Annotated in this window: 15 protein-coding genes; 1 reads left to right on the top strand and 14 read right to left on the bottom strand. The window is 40.7% G+C overall.

Annotated features, from left to right (window positions below; all coding sequences use genetic code 11):
• Positions 1 to 32: 32 nt before the first annotated feature.
• The 7 genes from pyrE to I872_RS02615 all read right to left on the bottom strand — a co-directional run bounded on the left by pyrE (position 33) and on the right by I872_RS02615 (position 6415).
• Positions 33 to 662 carry an orotate phosphoribosyltransferase gene (pyrE, locus tag I872_RS02645; RefSeq protein ID WP_015604613.1) on the bottom strand — a complete coding sequence of 210 codons (630 nt, stop codon included), beginning with the start codon at positions 660 to 662 and terminating at the stop codon, positions 33 to 35.
• Between the two features lie 68 nt (positions 663 to 730).
• On the bottom strand, positions 731 to 1423 hold the full coding sequence (gene pyrF / locus I872_RS02640) for an orotidine-5'-phosphate decarboxylase (protein ID WP_015604612.1): 693 nt from the start codon (positions 1421 to 1423) through the stop codon (positions 731 to 733).
• 204 nt (positions 1424 to 1627) lie between these two features.
• Positions 1628 to 2566 carry a dihydroorotate dehydrogenase gene (locus I872_RS02635; RefSeq protein WP_015604611.1) on the bottom strand — a complete coding sequence of 313 codons (939 nt, stop codon included), beginning with the start codon at positions 2564 to 2566 and terminating at the stop codon, positions 1628 to 1630.
• A 12-nt stretch (positions 2567 to 2578) separates the two neighbouring features.
• Entirely contained in the window at positions 2579 to 3385 is an 807-nt protein-coding gene (locus tag I872_RS02630) for a dihydroorotate dehydrogenase electron transfer subunit (protein ID WP_041826780.1), read from the bottom strand.
• 213 nt (positions 3386 to 3598) lie between these two features.
• A complete protein-coding gene (locus I872_RS02625; RefSeq protein WP_015604609.1) occupies positions 3599 to 4564 on the bottom strand; it encodes a hypothetical protein in 966 nt (321 codons plus the stop codon).
• A gap of 27 nt (positions 4565 to 4591) precedes the next feature.
• On the bottom strand, positions 4592 to 5437 hold the full coding sequence (locus tag I872_RS02620; RefSeq protein ID WP_015604608.1) for a hypothetical protein: 846 nt from the start codon (positions 5435 to 5437) through the stop codon (positions 4592 to 4594).
• 162 nt (positions 5438 to 5599) lie between these two features.
• Positions 5600 to 6415 (bottom strand): hypothetical protein, encoded by an 816-nt coding sequence (locus tag I872_RS02615; protein WP_015604607.1) that lies wholly within the window; start codon positions 6413 to 6415, stop codon positions 5600 to 5602.
• A gap of 111 nt (positions 6416 to 6526) precedes the next feature.
• Between I872_RS02615 and I872_RS02610 the strand changes: the two genes are divergently transcribed.
• Positions 6527 to 7435 (top strand): LysR family transcriptional regulator, encoded by a 909-nt coding sequence (locus I872_RS02610; protein ID WP_005589634.1) that lies wholly within the window; start codon positions 6527 to 6529, stop codon positions 7433 to 7435.
• A 110-nt stretch (positions 7436 to 7545) separates the two neighbouring features.
• On the opposite strand, the gene csm6 is transcribed toward I872_RS02610, so the two are convergent.
• The 7 genes from csm6 to cas6 form a co-directional block, all read right to left on the bottom strand.
• On the bottom strand, positions 7546 to 8862 hold the full coding sequence (gene csm6, locus I872_RS02605) for a type III-A CRISPR-associated CARF protein Csm6 (protein ID WP_015604606.1): 1317 nt from the start codon (positions 8860 to 8862) through the stop codon (positions 7546 to 7548).
• A 4-nt stretch (positions 8863 to 8866) separates the two neighbouring features.
• Positions 8867 to 9985 carry a type III-A CRISPR-associated RAMP protein Csm5 gene (gene csm5, locus I872_RS02600; protein ID WP_015604605.1) on the bottom strand — a complete coding sequence of 373 codons (1119 nt, stop codon included), beginning with the start codon at positions 9983 to 9985 and terminating at the stop codon, positions 8867 to 8869.
• On the bottom strand, positions 9982 to 10890 hold the full coding sequence (gene csm4 / locus I872_RS02595) for a type III-A CRISPR-associated RAMP protein Csm4 (RefSeq protein WP_015604604.1): 909 nt from the start codon (positions 10888 to 10890) through the stop codon (positions 9982 to 9984). Before csm4 ends, csm5 begins: the two co-directional genes overlap by 4 nt.
• Before the next feature lie 11 nt (positions 10891 to 10901).
• Positions 10902 to 11612 (bottom strand): type III-A CRISPR-associated RAMP protein Csm3, encoded by a 711-nt coding sequence (gene csm3, locus I872_RS02590; protein WP_015604603.1) that lies wholly within the window; start codon positions 11610 to 11612, stop codon positions 10902 to 10904.
• Positions 11609 to 11998: a type III-A CRISPR-associated protein Csm2 gene (gene csm2 / locus I872_RS02585; protein WP_041826870.1), complete on the bottom strand. Its 390-nt coding sequence runs from the start codon at positions 11996 to 11998 to the stop codon at positions 11609 to 11611. The genes csm3 and csm2 overlap by 4 nt, the downstream gene beginning before the upstream one ends.
• A 130-nt stretch (positions 11999 to 12128) precedes the next feature.
• Positions 12129 to 14426, bottom strand: coding sequence for a type III-A CRISPR-associated protein Cas10/Csm1 (gene cas10, locus I872_RS02580; protein ID WP_015604601.1), 2298 nt, complete (start codon positions 14424 to 14426; stop codon positions 12129 to 12131).
• Complete coding sequence (gene cas6, locus I872_RS02575) at positions 14407 to 15141, bottom strand: CRISPR-associated endoribonuclease Cas6 (protein ID WP_015604600.1); 735 nt, start codon at positions 15139 to 15141, stop codon at positions 14407 to 14409. The genes cas10 and cas6 overlap by 20 nt, the downstream gene beginning before the upstream one ends.
• Between the last annotated feature and the right edge of the window lie 1060 nt (positions 15142 to 16201).

Genomic DNA, 16201 nt, shown 5'->3' with positions numbered 1-16201 from the left:
GGAACATGCTAGTCCTGCCTCCTCGTACCTTCTTAATTTTGCCAGTTTTCTTGATCGTCTTTGAACTTCTTCAGCAAAGCCAATCCTTCTGCATTGATGTAGCCTTCTTGCTCAGCCAAGTGGATAAGCTCTGTGTAGTTTGACAAGGTCACCAACTTCACGCCTGCATCCGAAAAGTTCTTATCCGCCTTTGGCAATTCGTAGGTGAAGATAGCTGCAGCACCGATTACATCTGCTCCTTCACGCTTAGCTGCCGCAATAGCATCCAAGACAGAGCCACCAGTGGAAATCAAATCTTCAATCACAACCATCTTTTGACCAGGAGCCACTCGACCTTCAATCTGATTTCCCGCCCCGTGATCCTTTGGTTTGCTGCGGATATAAGCAAAAGGCAGATTCATCTTGTCGGCAATGATAGCACCGTGAGGAATACCCGCCGTTGCCGTACCTGCAATCACTTCCACATCTGGAAATTCCGCACGGATTTTTTCGACAAAGCCATTTTCAATCAAAGTCCGAGTTTTTGGGTAGGCCAGAGTCACTCGGTTATCTGTGTAAATCGGTGATTTAATCCCAGAAGCCCAAGTAAAAGGCTCCTCTGGTTTCAAGTAAACCGCTTTGATTTTCAACAAGTCGCGTGCAATATCGTTGGCTAAAGTCATTTTTTACTCCTTATACATCTGTTTTTAAGCTATTCGTTTCCTATGACGGTTTCATTTGAAATTCTTACTTAGCTGTTCCACTGTTTCTTAATCTCGTGATAGGCATCCCAAGGATTTTCAGCTTGAATAATCGGACGGCCAACCACAATATAATTACTGCCAATCTGGTGGGCTTCCTGCGGCGTCATGACCCGCTTTTGGTCACCGATTTCAGCACCTGCTGGCCGGATACCTGGCGTCACGCAAAGGAAATCGTCGGCCGTAGCTTCCTTAATCAGCTCAACTTCCAAGGCTGAGCAAACAACCCCATCCAGCCCAGCTTCCTTGGCCTTGCGGGCATAATTGACAACGGATTCTTGCACGGTTGTTTGGATATTTTGGCAGTCGCGCATGTCTTCTTCACTGGTCGAAGTCAACTGGGTTACCGCTACCAGCTTCGCATTGTCACCGAGAACCTTTTTAGCTTCCCGCATCATCTCAACGCCGCCAGCCGCATGAACTGTCACCATATCAATCCCAAATGTTCCCAAAACAGACATAGCTGAACGCACCGTATTAGGAATGTCGTGCAATTTCAAATCGAGGAAAATACTATGTCCCAAGCCTTTCAGATAATGCACAATTTCTGGACCGATGGCATAAAAGAATTCCATGCCGATTTTGACATACAGTTTTTCATCTTCAGGGAAATGCTCCAGAAAGTTCTTGACATCATCAAAAGATGGAAAGTCTAGGGCGATAATAGGACGTTCTTCACGCATGAGGTAGGTTCTCCTTGCTTGTTACTTACTATAAAGATGATTACAATCATAGAAAAAACCTTGCCCGAGAGCAAGGTTACACGAAAATGTGGCAGAATCTGCCATTTTAAACGTATACGCCTTAGAGCCTCTCTGGACTTCTTTAAAGGTTTTATCTTAAACATTCTATAATTTACTGGGAAGTTTGTCAAGAGAAAATAGAGCTTAAAGTAAATTTTCTCTGACATCTTTTCTCAAGCTTTCTAGGCTTTCAATGCCATATTTATCCATGGCTTGCGGCAAGTTTTCTATAATGTTAGGGCAGGCATACGGATCGGTAAAATTCGCCGTTCCAACGCCGATAGCTGACGCACCGGCGATAAACATCTCCAGCGCCGCCTCTGCTGAGTCAACTCCGCCCATGCCAATGATTGGCAGTTTGGTGAACTGAGCAACCTGACGAATCAGCTTGAGCGCCACAGGAAAGACAGCAGGACCAGACATGCCTCCCGTTCCATTGGCGATGATGGGCCGCTTCGTTTTTAAATCGAAACGCATTCCCACCAAGGTATTGATCATGGTTAGTCCACTCGCGCCCGCATCTTCTGCTGCTTTGGCCACTTGGGTAATATCTGCTACGCTGGGGGTCAATTTGACATAGACTGGGACTTGGGAGGCAGCAACTGCTGATTTTACTGCTTCATAGGCTAGCTCAGGGACTTGCCCGATTAAAAGCCCCGCATTGCCGTGGTCTACATTGGGGCAGGAAATATTGAGCTCAATCGCTTTGACATTGGGAGCTTGGGAGATTTTTCCAGATACATAAGCATATTCTTCGTTGGAGAAACCGGCCACATTGGCAATAATCGGCAAGTCTGGATAGTGCTGAGCCAGCCAAGGAAGTTTTTCGGACAAAACGGCATCAACACCTGGATTTTGGAGGCCGATAGCATTGAGCATACCAGCTGGCGTTTCGGCCACACGGGGCGTTGGATTGCCAAAGCGGGGATGTTGCGTCGTCGCCTTAATCATGATTGAGCCCAATAGATCCAAATCATAATATTTGGCATATTCTTGACCAAAACCAAAACAGCCTGAAGCTGGAATGATTGGATTTTTCAGCTCTAATCCTGGCAGAGAAATTTTCAAACGATTTTCAGCCATTTCCTTATCCTCCTAAAGCACGATAGTCCCAGTCTCAAAAACTGGACCGTCTTCGCAGACCCGCTTATTAACAGCTTCATCCTGACCTGCTACATGAACGACGCAGGCATAGCAGGCGCCCATGCCACAAGCCATGCGAGACTCCATTGATAGATAGGCATGAGGATGATCGTGAAATTTCCGATCCACATATTGGAGCATACCAGGCGCCCCACAAGAATAAACCGCAGCAAACTCTTCTGTCAACTCGTCGACAATGGTTGATACATAGCCCTTTTGACCATAAGTGCCATCATCTGTAGTGATAAACAGCTGACTACACTCACGAAATTCTTCTTCCAAAATAACAGCAGATTGATTGGCAAAGCCTAATACTGCTGTAACGTGGGCACCCTTAGCATGGAGTTCTTTGGCCGTTTGCAAGAGAGGAGGCACACCGATACCACCACCAATAATCAAGACCTTGTCGCCCTTTTCTACTGGAGACAAATCAAAGCCATTTCCTTGAGGCCCCATGACATCGAGGTAACTACCAACAGGAAGCTGAGAGAAAATGGCCGTCCCGCCACCTTCGACCCGATAGATAATCCGGCAGATATTTTTCTCCCGATCAATCTCCGATATGGAAATCGGACGCCGTAGCAGCTTGCTATCATCTGGTACTCGGATATGCAGGAATTGCCCGACCTGCATCTGGCTCACCATCCGGCCTCTCAGCCGCATCGAAAAAATCTGAGGCGCAATTTCTACCTGCTCCAAGAGCTCCATTTGCTCCAGCATAATCTTGCCAAATCTCTTTTTACAACTGTCACTAACCATGACAACCTCACTTTCTACAAGAAAAAACCTCGCCACGGCAAGGTTTCGCAAAAAACAAGGCAGTCAAATTGCCTCTTATACCGTTTTTCCTACCTTGCAGCCTCACTGGGCTTGATTAAAGGTTAAATTGTAAACATTATATCGTTAGCGATAAGGATTGTCAAGATAGAAAAAACATTAGAACTTTCAAATTTTCTCCAAGGAATTACAGTCTTACCAGCTCTTGTCAAATTCACTATTTGCATTTGCCAGATAAAAACTGCCATCTTCCTGCCTCTTGAAAGTCAAGGTTACTGAATCATATTTTCGTTCTATATTTCGAAAGTTTCTATAATTGGCCTGTAGTGATAAGGGGCTATTGCTCATGCCACTTCCATAAATATTAAGTTCTGAAGGAAGTCCAAAACGCTCAACAACCTCTTGATAAGTCATCCCGCCTTTGCCATGCTGGCTATCACCTATTTTTAATGTATCCATATCTTCTTGCTTCCACTTAAAGACAAATTCATCTTTCGTCGCTGAAGGATATCTACTGTCATCTAAATATACTGCACTTTTATTTATCAAATAGTAGGTCTTTCCATTTGAATCAGGATCATAAAAGCTCAAACGAATCTCCTGAGGATGTCCCGATGAGCCATATCTAGGAACATCTATAATTCTTGTCTTATAAGTTAGTGTCAATCCTTTTGTACCAAAACTCACAGCTGAACCCTTACCATATTTCGCAATGACTTCTTCTAAAGTTGGGCTATTAGTCCCCCCATTTTCCACCTTGAGCTCTACAAAATTATCTAATGTCCAATTAAAAGCAAACTTCTCTTCATCTTCCTCAACAATTTTCTTTTTCAGCTCCTTTTGTTCTTGGGTCAATTTTGATTCGTCATCACCTTGCTGACTAGCTGAGCTGTCTCCACTAACTGACGAGGATTTATCGTCATATTTGTACTTCAGTTCAGCTTTGTTAGGAACCTTTTGCGATAAATAATAGAAGCCAAAGAACAAAGCAAATGAGATCGCCAAACAAAGAAGGAGATAGGCCAAGGCAAGCCTTTTTCTCTCCTCTTGCATCGTCATTGTGCTGAGCTCTTCCCTTTTTAGCTTTTGTTGACGATAAAGGTCTCTTTTGATCTCTCTAAACGAATGAAGATCACGTTTTTTCTTGCTACTTCTCCTCATTTTCCTCCTCTTTCTTATCGATTTATTTTACTTACTTTCTTTAGACACCAAACGCCATCTACCATCTACTTGCTTGTAGAATTCTAAATTAACTCTTTTCAATTGCTCTGGGTTTTGCCAATAATGTGGATTAACATAATCAACCTGCATCTTCAGTTGATTGTCGTCTCCAGTAATCTTCTGATATAGTGGTAAGCCAACTTTTAAAACAATCTCATCATATGGTGTACCTTTGTATGTTCCTTCTTTAGTATCAATAACAAGACTATCTACGTATTCTTGTGTCCATAAAAAGGATCTTTTAGGATTGTTATCCACCTGAATTTTATCACTTGGAAGGCTAAAATGGTGTTTTGAAATGACCTTATAGACACCATCAAATTCAGCAAAGGTTAAAGATACATAGCCCAGACTACTATTGTTCGATTCCCAGATAAGATGAATACGCTTTTGAACTTCGTGATTCGGCAAAAATTCAATCCAGGCCCCACCTTGAACTGGTTTCCCAAATTCTTTTAAAACATCTTCCAAGACGGCTCCGCCCTTGTATTTATTCATGGGAAGCGCGACTGCCTTTTCAACTGTCCAAAGAAAGGGATCGCTTTTTTCTGGAGGGACGATAAGACTTTTAGCGAATTGTTCTGCTTCAGCTTTCTCATCTTCCAAACTATTTGATGATGAACTAATCTGGCTAGACAGAATTGGCGTCTGCTTGGCTTTGCTTTTTTCTGACAGAGAAAGCGTCAAAAAAACCGTTCCAATGATAGAAAATACAACAATAGCTACTAGCATGAATGGTAAAATCTTGGACTTATAGGTTTGCTTTTCTAACTCGAAAGCAAGATCTTCAAACGAATCTTCTTGTCTCTTCATAACTACTCCTTATCAGTCTAAAAAATCATCATATCACGAATAGATTGAAATTGCAAAATGGACTTGAATCTGTTTGTATATATTTGAGAAAGTGCCAGACTCTCCACCATTCAGAATATCCTGTCGGCTTACTTGGGCTACCAAATGAGGGCATCAATCTCCCTATCTTTCTGTTCTATCGATATGACTAGTAACTGTCGTCAACCGAAAGACGCCATCTTCTTGACGGTGTAAAATTAAATGAACCCATTCATTATCATAGACTTGATCTGATGTTAAGTATTTGAGTTCCAAGCCAATATGCTGGCTATCTGCCGCATCCAAGCGCGAAATAAACACTTCTGATTCTCGAGGGAGACCAAATAATTGAATGATTTCTTCATAGGACATACCAAGATTACCTGTACTCTCGTCACGGACTTGTAAACTGGCTACTTCGTCCTTTGTCCAAAGATGAGGACTATGCTCCTGTGGCAAACTTGGATAAGCCTCATCAAGAATATTCGCTTTCTTAGCAATGAGATAATAGCCTGCTCCATCTTTTTCATATGTCAATCTTAAACTACTATGACGGCCTTGAATACCCTCACTGACATAGCTTAATTCAATATTCCCATTGCTCTCAGTATAAAAAAAGCTTGAAGCCTTGCCATGCTTTTCAAGGACTTGGTCCAGAGAAGCTCCGTTTTGACCAGCTGCAGTATCCTTAATTTGCAGATTGATGATGTCATCAGTTGTCCATTTAAAACGAGAGTTTTCTCTATCAACAACTTTCTTCTCTAGCTCAAGCTCCTCTGGTGATTTTTGACGAACAGATGAAGACACACTGCTTCGCCCAAGTTCCTCATAAGCAGAGTTAAGCCCCCACATGATCGTCACCTTCCCAAGTGGAATCATTAAGCAAGTTGTCAAAAATACTATAAAAATAGCAATGGGTAGTCCTACTGAACGCTTCTTATAGTCAGCATCTTTGGCCATATCGCCCTCCTTATTTCTTTCATTTTAGCACAGGCAAGTTTGGCAAGCAAACATTTGCTAATCTTCCTGATTTGTCAAGAAAAAATCCCCAATTTGTGATAAAATAGACCTATGAGAATTCAACAGTTACACTACATTATCAAAATCGTCGAGACAGGCAGCATGAACGAGGCTGCCAAGCAACTTTTTATCACCCAGCCTAGCTTGTCCAACGCTGTGCGAGATTTGGAAAATGAAATGGGCATCGAGATTTTCATTCGCAATCCCAAAGGAATTACCTTGACTAAAGACGGCATGGAGTTTCTTTCCTATGCTCGTCAGGTAGTTGAGCAGACTCAGCTTCTAGAGGAGCGATACAAAAATCCTGTCGCCCACCGCGAGCTTTTCAGCGTCTCTGCCCAGCACTATGCCTTTGTGGTCAATGCCTTTGTCTCCCTGCTTAAAAAAAGCGATATGGAGAAATACGAACTCTTTCTGCGGGAAACTCGGACTTGGGAAATCATTGACGACGTAAAAAACTTCCGCAGCGAGATCGGTGTCCTCTTCCTCAACAGCTATAACCGTGATGTCCTCTCTAAAATGCTGGATGATAGCCATCTGATTGCGACCCACCTCTTCACAGCTCAGCCCCATATCTTTGTCAGCAAGTCCAATCCGTTAGCCAAGAAAAAGCTGGTACAACTGTCAGACTTGGAAGATTTCCCTTATCTCAGCTATGACCAAGGTACTCACAACTCCTTCTACTTTTCTGAGGAAATTCTCTCACAGGAGCACCATAAAAAGTCCATCGTTGTCAGCGACCGTGCGACCCTCTTTAACCTTTTGATCGGTCTGGATGGCTACACGATTGCGACTGGTATTCTCAACAGCAACCTCAACGGTGATAATATCGTCTCCATCCCACTGGACATCGATGACCCGATCGAGCTGGTCTATATCCAGCACGAAAAAGCCAGCCTGTCCAAGATGGGCGAGCGCTTTATCGAGTACCTGATTGAAGAAGTACAGTTTGATAAATAAACTGCAAAAAACACCCGAAAAACCTTTTTCAGGTGTTTTTTTCTATTTTTCAGACTTGGTTTCCCTTCAGGTCTATCAGATAGGGGAAAGCGTTAGGGAAGGTTGGGAGTCTATTTAATACAGCTGATTAACTCTCGATTCTTTATATCATAATAATCAAAATATTTCTGATATAAAGAGGCATTTATATCAGAATATGCAGTAATGATGAGCTCCTTCAAACTTTTCACCAATTCGTCCAAGTCCTCTTGCTCCACTGAAATCTCAGCCAGTCCGTGAGCAACTTTATTCCTTTGATTATTTACAGCTATAATTTTTGAAATTGAAGTTTCAAATTCAGAATATTCATGATAATGGTTGAGAATTTTAATCATATCAAAGATATTAATTCTCTTATTCTTTTTAATTACTTCTAAATCTGGATGTCTTCTTTCAATCACAGATTTTAAGATAAACTCCGCAAAGGATTTTGCCTTGACTAGCACATCAGTCACTTGACCTTTACGGTTTAGAATATCAATCATCAGATAATAGTTTAACACTTTTTGAAACTCATCTGTGTCATCATATTGCAAATTAGCATCAGCTGCAAGATCTTCAAGAACTCTCTGTTTTTGAAAAACACTAATCATGTTTTCTAATATATTTTTTGAATCTTCCCAATCTTGTTCGTTGGAAATGATATCGCGATTTGCCTTTAAGATATCTAACGCCGCTTTGTATTCATACTTCAAAATGAAATCTTTATAAGTCCGCTGTAGTAAATTATTTTTGAACTTCTCTCCTTTTTCAATCCCCAACTGACGATTGTCTTTACTATCTAAGGCTTGTTTTTCCAAAAAATATTTAAAAGTATCTGTTTCAAACCAGGGAGCTCCTTGGTTTGATTGATTTGTCTTCTCACTTCTTGGAGAATTCACCCGAGCAAGCCTTGTATGGTAATCCTTGACAAAATTGATAGCATACATAGCAGCCTGACACTGGGGAGTTCCACTCGTCACATTTAAAATATAATCCCCTTGTGACATATCTTCTCTGTTAAGAATTTCTTCCACGAATTTATACATTGTATCAAATTTGTGAATCCCTTCTTTTACATGCTCATTCTGTATCACTGGAGATTCTTTTCCATCGTAAACAGCTTGAACAGCTGCTTCAAAGTTTTTCTGCTTTACCTTCATCTCATCACTATATATCACAATAATTTTGTCAGGTAATTCATTTTTTATAATAAAAAGAGCAGCACCATCTGATATCTTTAATCCATAGCCATCTTTTTCATAGTTTTCAACTGAATCTAAAGTTAATTCCTGTCCGAATTCAGGTCTAAATCTTTTTTGACGACCATCTACATTATCTTGTTTTGTATCCACAAATTCAACACCAATCGGATCATACTGACTAATAAATGTGATTAATGTCTTCATCTTGTTACTCCTCCATAATCGTAAAACAGGTTTTGCCCATTTCATAGAAATTCTCTGCATTATTAATTAATTCTATTTCACCATCAACGGTTAAAAAAGGCGCCTTTGTCAATTTTAGAGCTCCTCGTCCAGACATTTTCTCATGTCGTTGTTGAACTTCGCCATCCGCCTGCCTAAAAACTGTTTTGGTCCAAGCACCACTTCCACCACCTAGATAGAGGGGATAGGATAGATTGTTCTGAATTAAATGATTAGGAAATTTCTTTAGAAAGAAAGCTTCGTAGCCTTCATAGGCTTCATCTTCTGTCACTCCAAAGTAAAATTTTTGTGCATATTCTCCAAGAGAAGCAACGAGCTCACCGGCTCTTCCATCTTTAAAACCTGAAGCAGTAATGATTTCAAATTCCATCTTAGTTCCAGGTCTCAGAGCTTCACGATATATACTCAGTGAATGCGGCTTTGTATCATCTGGAGTAAAATCCCACTTTTGAACAAGAATTAAATCATCATTTGTCAGAGTCTGACTGTCTGAGACACGAATCTCATTAAAAATATCATCAAAAGGTTCTAATTCTTTATGTCTCTGCCGTCGAGTTGGTCCCCAAGGAATCGCTTTCTTATTTTCAACGATTTTGCCTTTTTTATTTTCCTGCTTAAAATTCGTTGAGTGCCAATGCGTATTCATCAAAATAGTGCGAATAGCACCTTTAAGAGAGCTGCCCGGGATATAAGGGTTACCGTAACAATCTCTCATAAATTGATGAACACCATTGATTTCTCCTGGATCTGTCGTTTCCTGATTTCGGGTTGCATAGTCTCCTTTAGGCTTTTCAAGTCCTGTTGCTTTAAGTCTATACCCCCCAAAATCACGTTTTGTTATGCCATGCTCAGCTAGAAAATCACTTATTCGATTGGTTTTATTATCCGAGTTAATTAAAAATTTTTCAAATTTTTCATCAATTCCTTGTTTGATAAGTTCGTCATAAAGCAGCGTCATATCTGGAAAATAATATTCGTCCCCTTCAAGGATATACTCACGAGCGGTACGAAGCTGACCACTCCCAATATGCACTGGTCCCAATGTACACAGGGTCAACTTAAATTTCCTATATTCTGTCTTCATTTGGATTCCTCCAATATATAAAATAAAGGTTTAGCATAATGCCAGACTGGATGAGGAAACTCATTACTTGGCCTGACATCACAGATTTGACCATTATACGTTTTGGAAAAGGTTGAACCTGCCTTAAAAGTGTAAAGATTCTGCTTACGATAATTAGACTCTATTTTCTCACTAAATGCAAAGCCACTTCCCTTTTTCAGTAAGTAACGCCCCTCATTCATTGCTATTTCCAAATCACTATCCACTGGCAAAGAAGTTGTCAAAGTCATTACTTTCCCTGTATATTTAACAGTTAATCTTTTAAAAAAATCAAGCGGTTGTTGAACTGTTTTATCCAGAGTAAAACTACCGTAACCACTGCTGCGCTTTCCTCCGATACCACTAAACTGAAGACTTTCCAACAAACGATCCAACAAATCAGATTGATTGGCGATGAAATACAGACTGCTTTTGTCAAAGTGAACTGAAGCAACTTGATAAAGATTTCCATCTTGGAAGGGCTGGTTTTTTGTGTTAACTGATTTTGTAGCCAGATATTCACCGATGATACTATTTCCAGATAGAAAGCAGTCAAAATCCCCCAGCTTAATAAAAGCTAACTTCTTTACTTTTTTAGCTTCTTCCCGCTGTTTGATAATATCTTCACTTCGGTTGACTTTATCTAATAATGGATAGCCGATAGGCTTGGGGAGATAGGGAACTTCATTATAGGGGAAAGCATCAGTCAGCACAAAATCCTCCTGTTGAGATAAAGCTTCAAACTTATCTAAGACCCCCATCTTAATAGCTTCAAGCACTAAGGCGGAGTAAAGACGGGCTGCCGTGAAAGTCATGACCGAATCATCCAAATGACCTTCGCCAAAATGCGCAGACTTAAAATCTAATTTATAGAGTTGATAGGCCATAGCAGACCTCCTTACTTAATATCCGAATCTGGATTCTCTGCACTTTCTCCACCATCGGACTCATCCTTAGTATATGGCTTCAGAGCTTCTATAATCCTATCTTTATCAAATTCACCAAAGACAGTCTTAACCTCAAAGTCTTTAAAACACACTTTACCATAGCCACGACTACCAGAACCGCCTAAGTAATCCCATTCCAACAATTCAAAACCAGCTTTGAGAATTTCCATGTCCTTTTCTACCTCAGTGAGTTCTTTCTCCTGGATAGAATAGATAATCTCAAAAGCAAATTGACTTTCACGAATAGCTCGCTCAACTTGTCGTGGAGTTGCTTCAGCTGTAATGCGATTGATAGTATTTTCAAACTTAACTTCTGTGTAAGTAGATACTCTTTTACCTAGCTCTTCTTTGTTGTTTAGAAAGGCATCTCGAAAAACCAAGCGACCAATTTTATAAGTTTCTGAATTTCCGAAGAGACGGCTAATTTCCAAACTATCTTTACTTAACTTATCACTTGTATTGTTATTATAGTCTGTCCGATAAAGTAAGCTGCGCATTTTTCCTTTTAAAGTGGATCCAGGAATATAGGGAAGATTCGTAAGGGGGTCTTTGATAATGGGATTATTGGTAGCACCAATAGCTGCAAAGGCATTACTGGTCCCAATATGAAGTCCGCTTTTCAGCTCAATAATTCCTGAAATTTTTACTTTTGAATAGGTCATTGATCTCTTCCTCCGTTGAATTTAAAATATGCAATCAAAGCTTCCATATATCGACAGAAGCGCTGCAAACTCGGTATATCTTGAATTTCTGTCAACGCTTCTAATAAACCTGCTTTTTTAACAAAATCTTCTACAGCTGGTTCTCTTCCAGATTGGTAAACAAACTGAATCCTCAAATAGGAAATTTTTTCTCTTAACTCTTCAATATCATTTTTGGATTTACTTTCGTCAAAAAGATTACTGGTCAAAGCTGCTAAATTACGAATTTGTGTACTGGTTAATTTAAATTTCATCTTGCCCTTACTTGGTCCTTTTTCGTATTTCCCTGAATTATCCAACTTACGAATAACCTTCTCAGCCTTATCGACATAATCATCCGTCAAAATAGGTGGCTCAAGCTTGAAATATTTTTGTTCATTATTTTGATTACCATATCTATCTTGATTACGATTGTTTGGAAATTTCTTTCCACCGTTATTTTGGTTATTTTTATTTTTTTCGTACGGTGCCATCTTTTTATACCTTTCTAATCTCATATAGATAGTAGATGAGAGCTAACTCTGCTTCTCTCTGTGTTTTACTGCTACTCTTATACCAATTCCAAAAAGCATTTTTGAATTCTCTGAAATGTTCCTTCTCCTCTTTGTTGGCTTCATCTTCCATTCGCGCCAGTAGGTAGGCTAAGCGGGCAACATTCATCCTTCTATCATCAGAAGATCCGTGTGACTTATACATTTCTTTGTCATTAAGTTGCAAAAGTTCAACCAAGCGATAGAGAAAATTGATACCCCGCTCCTTCTGACCAGAGAAATATTTCCGAATATCCTTCAATTTCCCTTTGTAAATCTCATTAATAAAGTCATCAAACTTGAAAGTGTACCGTTCATTGAAAAGAGAAATACTATCTTTACCATTTTCCTTGGCGGCCTCTTCAAGTTGTCCAGCATCCAAAGCCATCAGATGAATCGGAGTTTTGTCTGGATAAAGCCCAACACCTGCAGATAAGGTCAGCTTCCCATTTGTAAAAGCAATAAATTTCTGCCTAATATCCACCGCAAAATCTATAACATCCTGCCAGCTGCCAATCGCAAATACATCATCACCACCTGCATAGATAATCGTCAAATTCTTATCCTTTGCAAATTGGTTAATGTGAAACTTAAAGAAAAGACTCATCTGCTGAGAAAATACAGCAGAGCGAGCAAGAGTATTATAGCTTCCACCTTCCTGCTTAGAAAATCCAGCCATAAAAGCTGCACCTAGATTGTCTACATCCAAACGCAAAACGGCCAGCCGCTTAATTCCCTTAGCTACTCCCTCAGTTCCTTCGATTTCTTTTTGAGATAGACCTGCATAGTCTTCAATATTCGCTGCCTGACGGTCTCCTATAAAGACATGAATAGCAGCATTATTCGTAGAAAATTTATTTTTCACATATAAACGACTAGAGGTGGAAATATCATCTTCATCAACAGCCAGCAATACAGCTTCAGGGCCAATCGGCAGTCCTTCTTCTCCCTCTACAATTTGGAAATAATAGTAGTCTTCCCTTTCAGGATTTTCAGTATCGTCAAAAGTATGAATTTTAGCAGCAAAGCCTCTAAGCTCACGACAAATAGGACAAAGATTTTGTACATCCTCACTACCTATCCGCAACATCTCAATCTCCCCAACTGCATGGCAAATTTCACACTCCCGTTCAGACTGTTTACCACCCTTATTGAGCTCTCGCAGGATAGTTGCATCGTAGCGAGAGATTTTCTTTTCAGAAATCATCCGGCTAGTCTCTTGGTAGATCTCGCGATAGTGTTGTAGATAGCTGGCAACCGAGCCATAACGGTATTTCATAATCTGTTCTGCGGCAAATGGTGCCCAACCAAAAGCAACATAGAGACCCGTCTGAAAATGCTTCAGTAGGAAACTGTTAAAATCTATTTCAAACTGCTCCAAAGCTGCCACTGTAGCTTCTGTATTGGGTAAAACAAAATAGGCATGGCCACCACCGACATAAAGGGCATTGGCGCGTGATAGAGCCAACTTCTCCAAGAGACTATCCACAATATTTTCACTCATAAATTCCAGATAAAGACTGCGAGCCTTGAGTTGCTTAGCAGCCCCTTTGCTGGCGATATTGTAGATAAAGTCCTGAATGCCAGACAAATCAAAACTAGCTAGCAAGAAGGCTGATTCTCTATAAAATTTGGATTCATCATCTAGTAGAGTATATTGGTCTTGACTTTTCAGATAATCAAAAATCGCAGTAGCAAAAGCAACTGTTAATCTACTATGCTCTGCCAGAGAGAGATCTCCCAGCTCCTTGTCGCCAGGAAGTAGAGGTACTTTCGAAAACAAAATCCGCCAAAGATTGAAAAAGGATGGCAAGCTTTCTTCCCTTAAGGGAAGTTCTTGCAGTTTTTCTTTCAAAATATTCAGCAGTTCCTCATAGCAATCCTGACTAATATCATCTGCTTCGTGGCTGGCAATATTGAGTTCACTATCATCTGTCAGAACTTCAAATTTCTGATAACGAGAACCCTTGTCCTCTTTGAAAGCATTAAAAATATCTGCTTGAGGGTAGAAAAGTTTATCTGACATAACCTTTCTATCATCTGGTAAACCACTTGCAATACGATCTGCTAAGCTAACGATCTTTCCTGCTCTGCTATCTTCATACAAATTCAGCTGAGGAAGTTGTTTCTTTAACCATGCTTTTCCTAAGCCTATATCATCAGACTGGCCAAGTGAGCGACTGACAATACGGCCAAGATTGTGAAACAAGGCACAGTAAATCAAATCAATCTTTTCTTTCTTCAATTCTCATTCCTCCCATTCCTAGGCTACACTTTGTGCCGACTCCGGCATATTCACCGAATCTCAGGAGCATCTGGGCATAAGCTTTTAGTGTGGATGCTCCCTTTACCTGTATCGTCACCCTGCCTTCAAAGGCGGGGTATTTTCGTCCATGAATTGGAAAATAATGACTTTTTAGATGATAGCTGGTGATTTGGCTATGGTCTGCTAAAAACTGCAGGGTCTCCTCTTCGATTTCCACTCTTCCTTCCACCAGTCGACTGTATTTTTGCATCAAACTTTGAAAGATCAGACGCGTGTCTGGAAATAGCACAAACTGCCCCTGTCGCTTAAAGGTCGTTGGCGTATAAAAATGCACCCGTATCAGGTGGGAAGCATCATCATCTTGGTAAATATCCAGCAAGGTCTGCTGGGACAAGGAGTGGATTTCCACCTTTTTGACAAGGATTTCCTCAGCATAGCTATCTAGCTTGATGGTTTCCAAGTTTAATAAAGGAGCTAGCATTTGCCGTTCCGCCTCTTCTGAAAGCAAATTGACAACCCACACCGACTCATCGCGCGTGGAACTCAGATTCATCGAGTAGGGATTGGTCTCCTGCTCATGGAGAAAGGTCGCAAAGTCTGGCGAAATCTGCGCCATCAAAAAGCCCTGAAGCTTACTGACCAATTCTTCGTCTTTTAGTCTTGTCTTTGATAAATGTAACTCTACTTTCTTCACACGGTCTCCTCTCTATACTGCAAAAGCGCCCGAAAAAGGCAAAAGAATCTTTCACCGATTTCATGGCGCCCTTTAGAACGATTATTATCTACTCAGCTTATTATATAAAATTTTGAAAGCGTTGTCAATGTTTTTGAAGCGTTTAAAAAAAGCTTAAGCAGTCAAGATCCTTCTTTCTTGGCGAAGCAAGAAGCTGAGGGAAAGTAAAAAAGCCCCCAGCCACTCTGTACCCTCTCGAGGATTTGGGGGATTCTAACTAAAAAAATGTTTGTTTTAAAACATGGGAATCACAAGTTTCCGTCCCCTCTCGAGGATTAGGGGGGGTCTAACAAATCTACAATTTGGGAAGAACTGTTTGAAAAGAGTTTCCGTCCCCTCGCGAGGATTAGGGGGGATCTAACAAAAGGCTGTTAAACGATATGGTAAAAAGATTTTAGTTTCCGTCCCCTCTCGAGGATTGTGTGGGATCTAACGCTGACAAGGATCATTTTGGGATGATCGATGGTAGTTTCCGTACCCTCGCGAGGATATGGAGGGTTCTAACCTTTTGCTTGAAAATTTTATTTAGGAGGATTCAGTTTCCGTTCCCTCTCGAGGATTTTTGGGGGTCTAACATATAGGTGAGACTATGATACATGATATTGAAATTTTAGAGTTTCCGTCCCCTCTCGAGGTTTAGGGGGGTCTAACAAAATACGAAAGTCGAACCTTAACTGATTTTCTGTTTCCGTACCCTCTCGAGGATTGGGGGGGATCTAACATATTTTCTTGGTCTACCTGATTGGTACATTTATCGTTTCCGTTCCCTCTCGAGGATTTTGGGGGTTCTAACTTAGATAGCTAGCAAACGCTAGTAGTAGTTTGAAAAAGTTTCCGTACCCTCTCGAGGATTAGGGAGTTCTAACGAAATCATCGGTAACATCTACGAAAATCCAGAGCTGTTTCCGTACCCTCGCGAGGATTAAGGGGATTCTAACAGCAGGTATCTATTTCAAAATTTCGTGGGGTGAATCGTTTCCGTACCCTCGCGAGGGTTATGGGAGTTCTAACCAAACGTAAA

Origin of the sequence: Streptococcus cristatus AS 1.3089, from assembly GCF_000385925.1 — a bacterium.
Lineage (GTDB): Bacteria > Bacillota > Bacilli > Lactobacillales > Streptococcaceae > Streptococcus > Streptococcus cristatus_B.
This window is presented reverse-complemented; position numbering and strand designations above follow the sequence as displayed.

Bases quoted from the DNA above. Each gene is read 5' to 3' on its own strand.
- pyrE (WP_015604613.1), bottom strand. From the start codon at position 662: ATGACTTTAGCCAACGATATTGCACGCGACTTGTTGAAAATCAAAGCG.
- pyrF (WP_015604612.1), bottom strand. From the start codon at position 1,423: ATGCGTGAAGAACGTCCTATTATCGCCCTAGACTTTCCATCTTTTGAT.
- I872_RS02635 (WP_015604611.1), bottom strand. From the start codon at position 2,566: ATGGCTGAAAATCGTTTGAAAATTTCTCTGCCAGGATTAGAGCTGAAA.
- I872_RS02630 (WP_041826780.1), bottom strand. From the start codon at position 3,385: ATGGTTAGTGACAGTTGTAAAAAGAGATTTGGCAAGATTATGCTGGAG.
- I872_RS02625 (WP_015604609.1), bottom strand. From the start codon at position 4,564: ATGAGGAGAAGTAGCAAGAAAAAACGTGATCTTCATTCGTTTAGAGAG.
- I872_RS02620 (WP_015604608.1), bottom strand. From the start codon at position 5,437: ATGAAGAGACAAGAAGATTCGTTTGAAGATCTTGCTTTCGAGTTAGAA.
- I872_RS02615 (WP_015604607.1), bottom strand. From the start codon at position 6,415: ATGGCCAAAGATGCTGACTATAAGAAGCGTTCAGTAGGACTACCCATT.
- I872_RS02610 (WP_005589634.1), top strand. From the start codon at position 6,527: ATGAGAATTCAACAGTTACACTACATTATCAAAATCGTCGAGACAGGC.
- csm6 (WP_015604606.1), bottom strand. From the start codon at position 8,862: ATGAAGACATTAATCACATTTATTAGTCAGTATGATCCGATTGGTGTT.
- csm5 (WP_015604605.1), bottom strand. From the start codon at position 9,985: ATGAAGACAGAATATAGGAAATTTAAGTTGACCCTGTGTACATTGGGA.
- csm4 (WP_015604604.1), bottom strand. From the start codon at position 10,890: ATGGCCTATCAACTCTATAAATTAGATTTTAAGTCTGCGCATTTTGGC.
- csm3 (WP_015604603.1), bottom strand. From the start codon at position 11,612: ATGACCTATTCAAAAGTAAAAATTTCAGGAATTATTGAGCTGAAAAGC.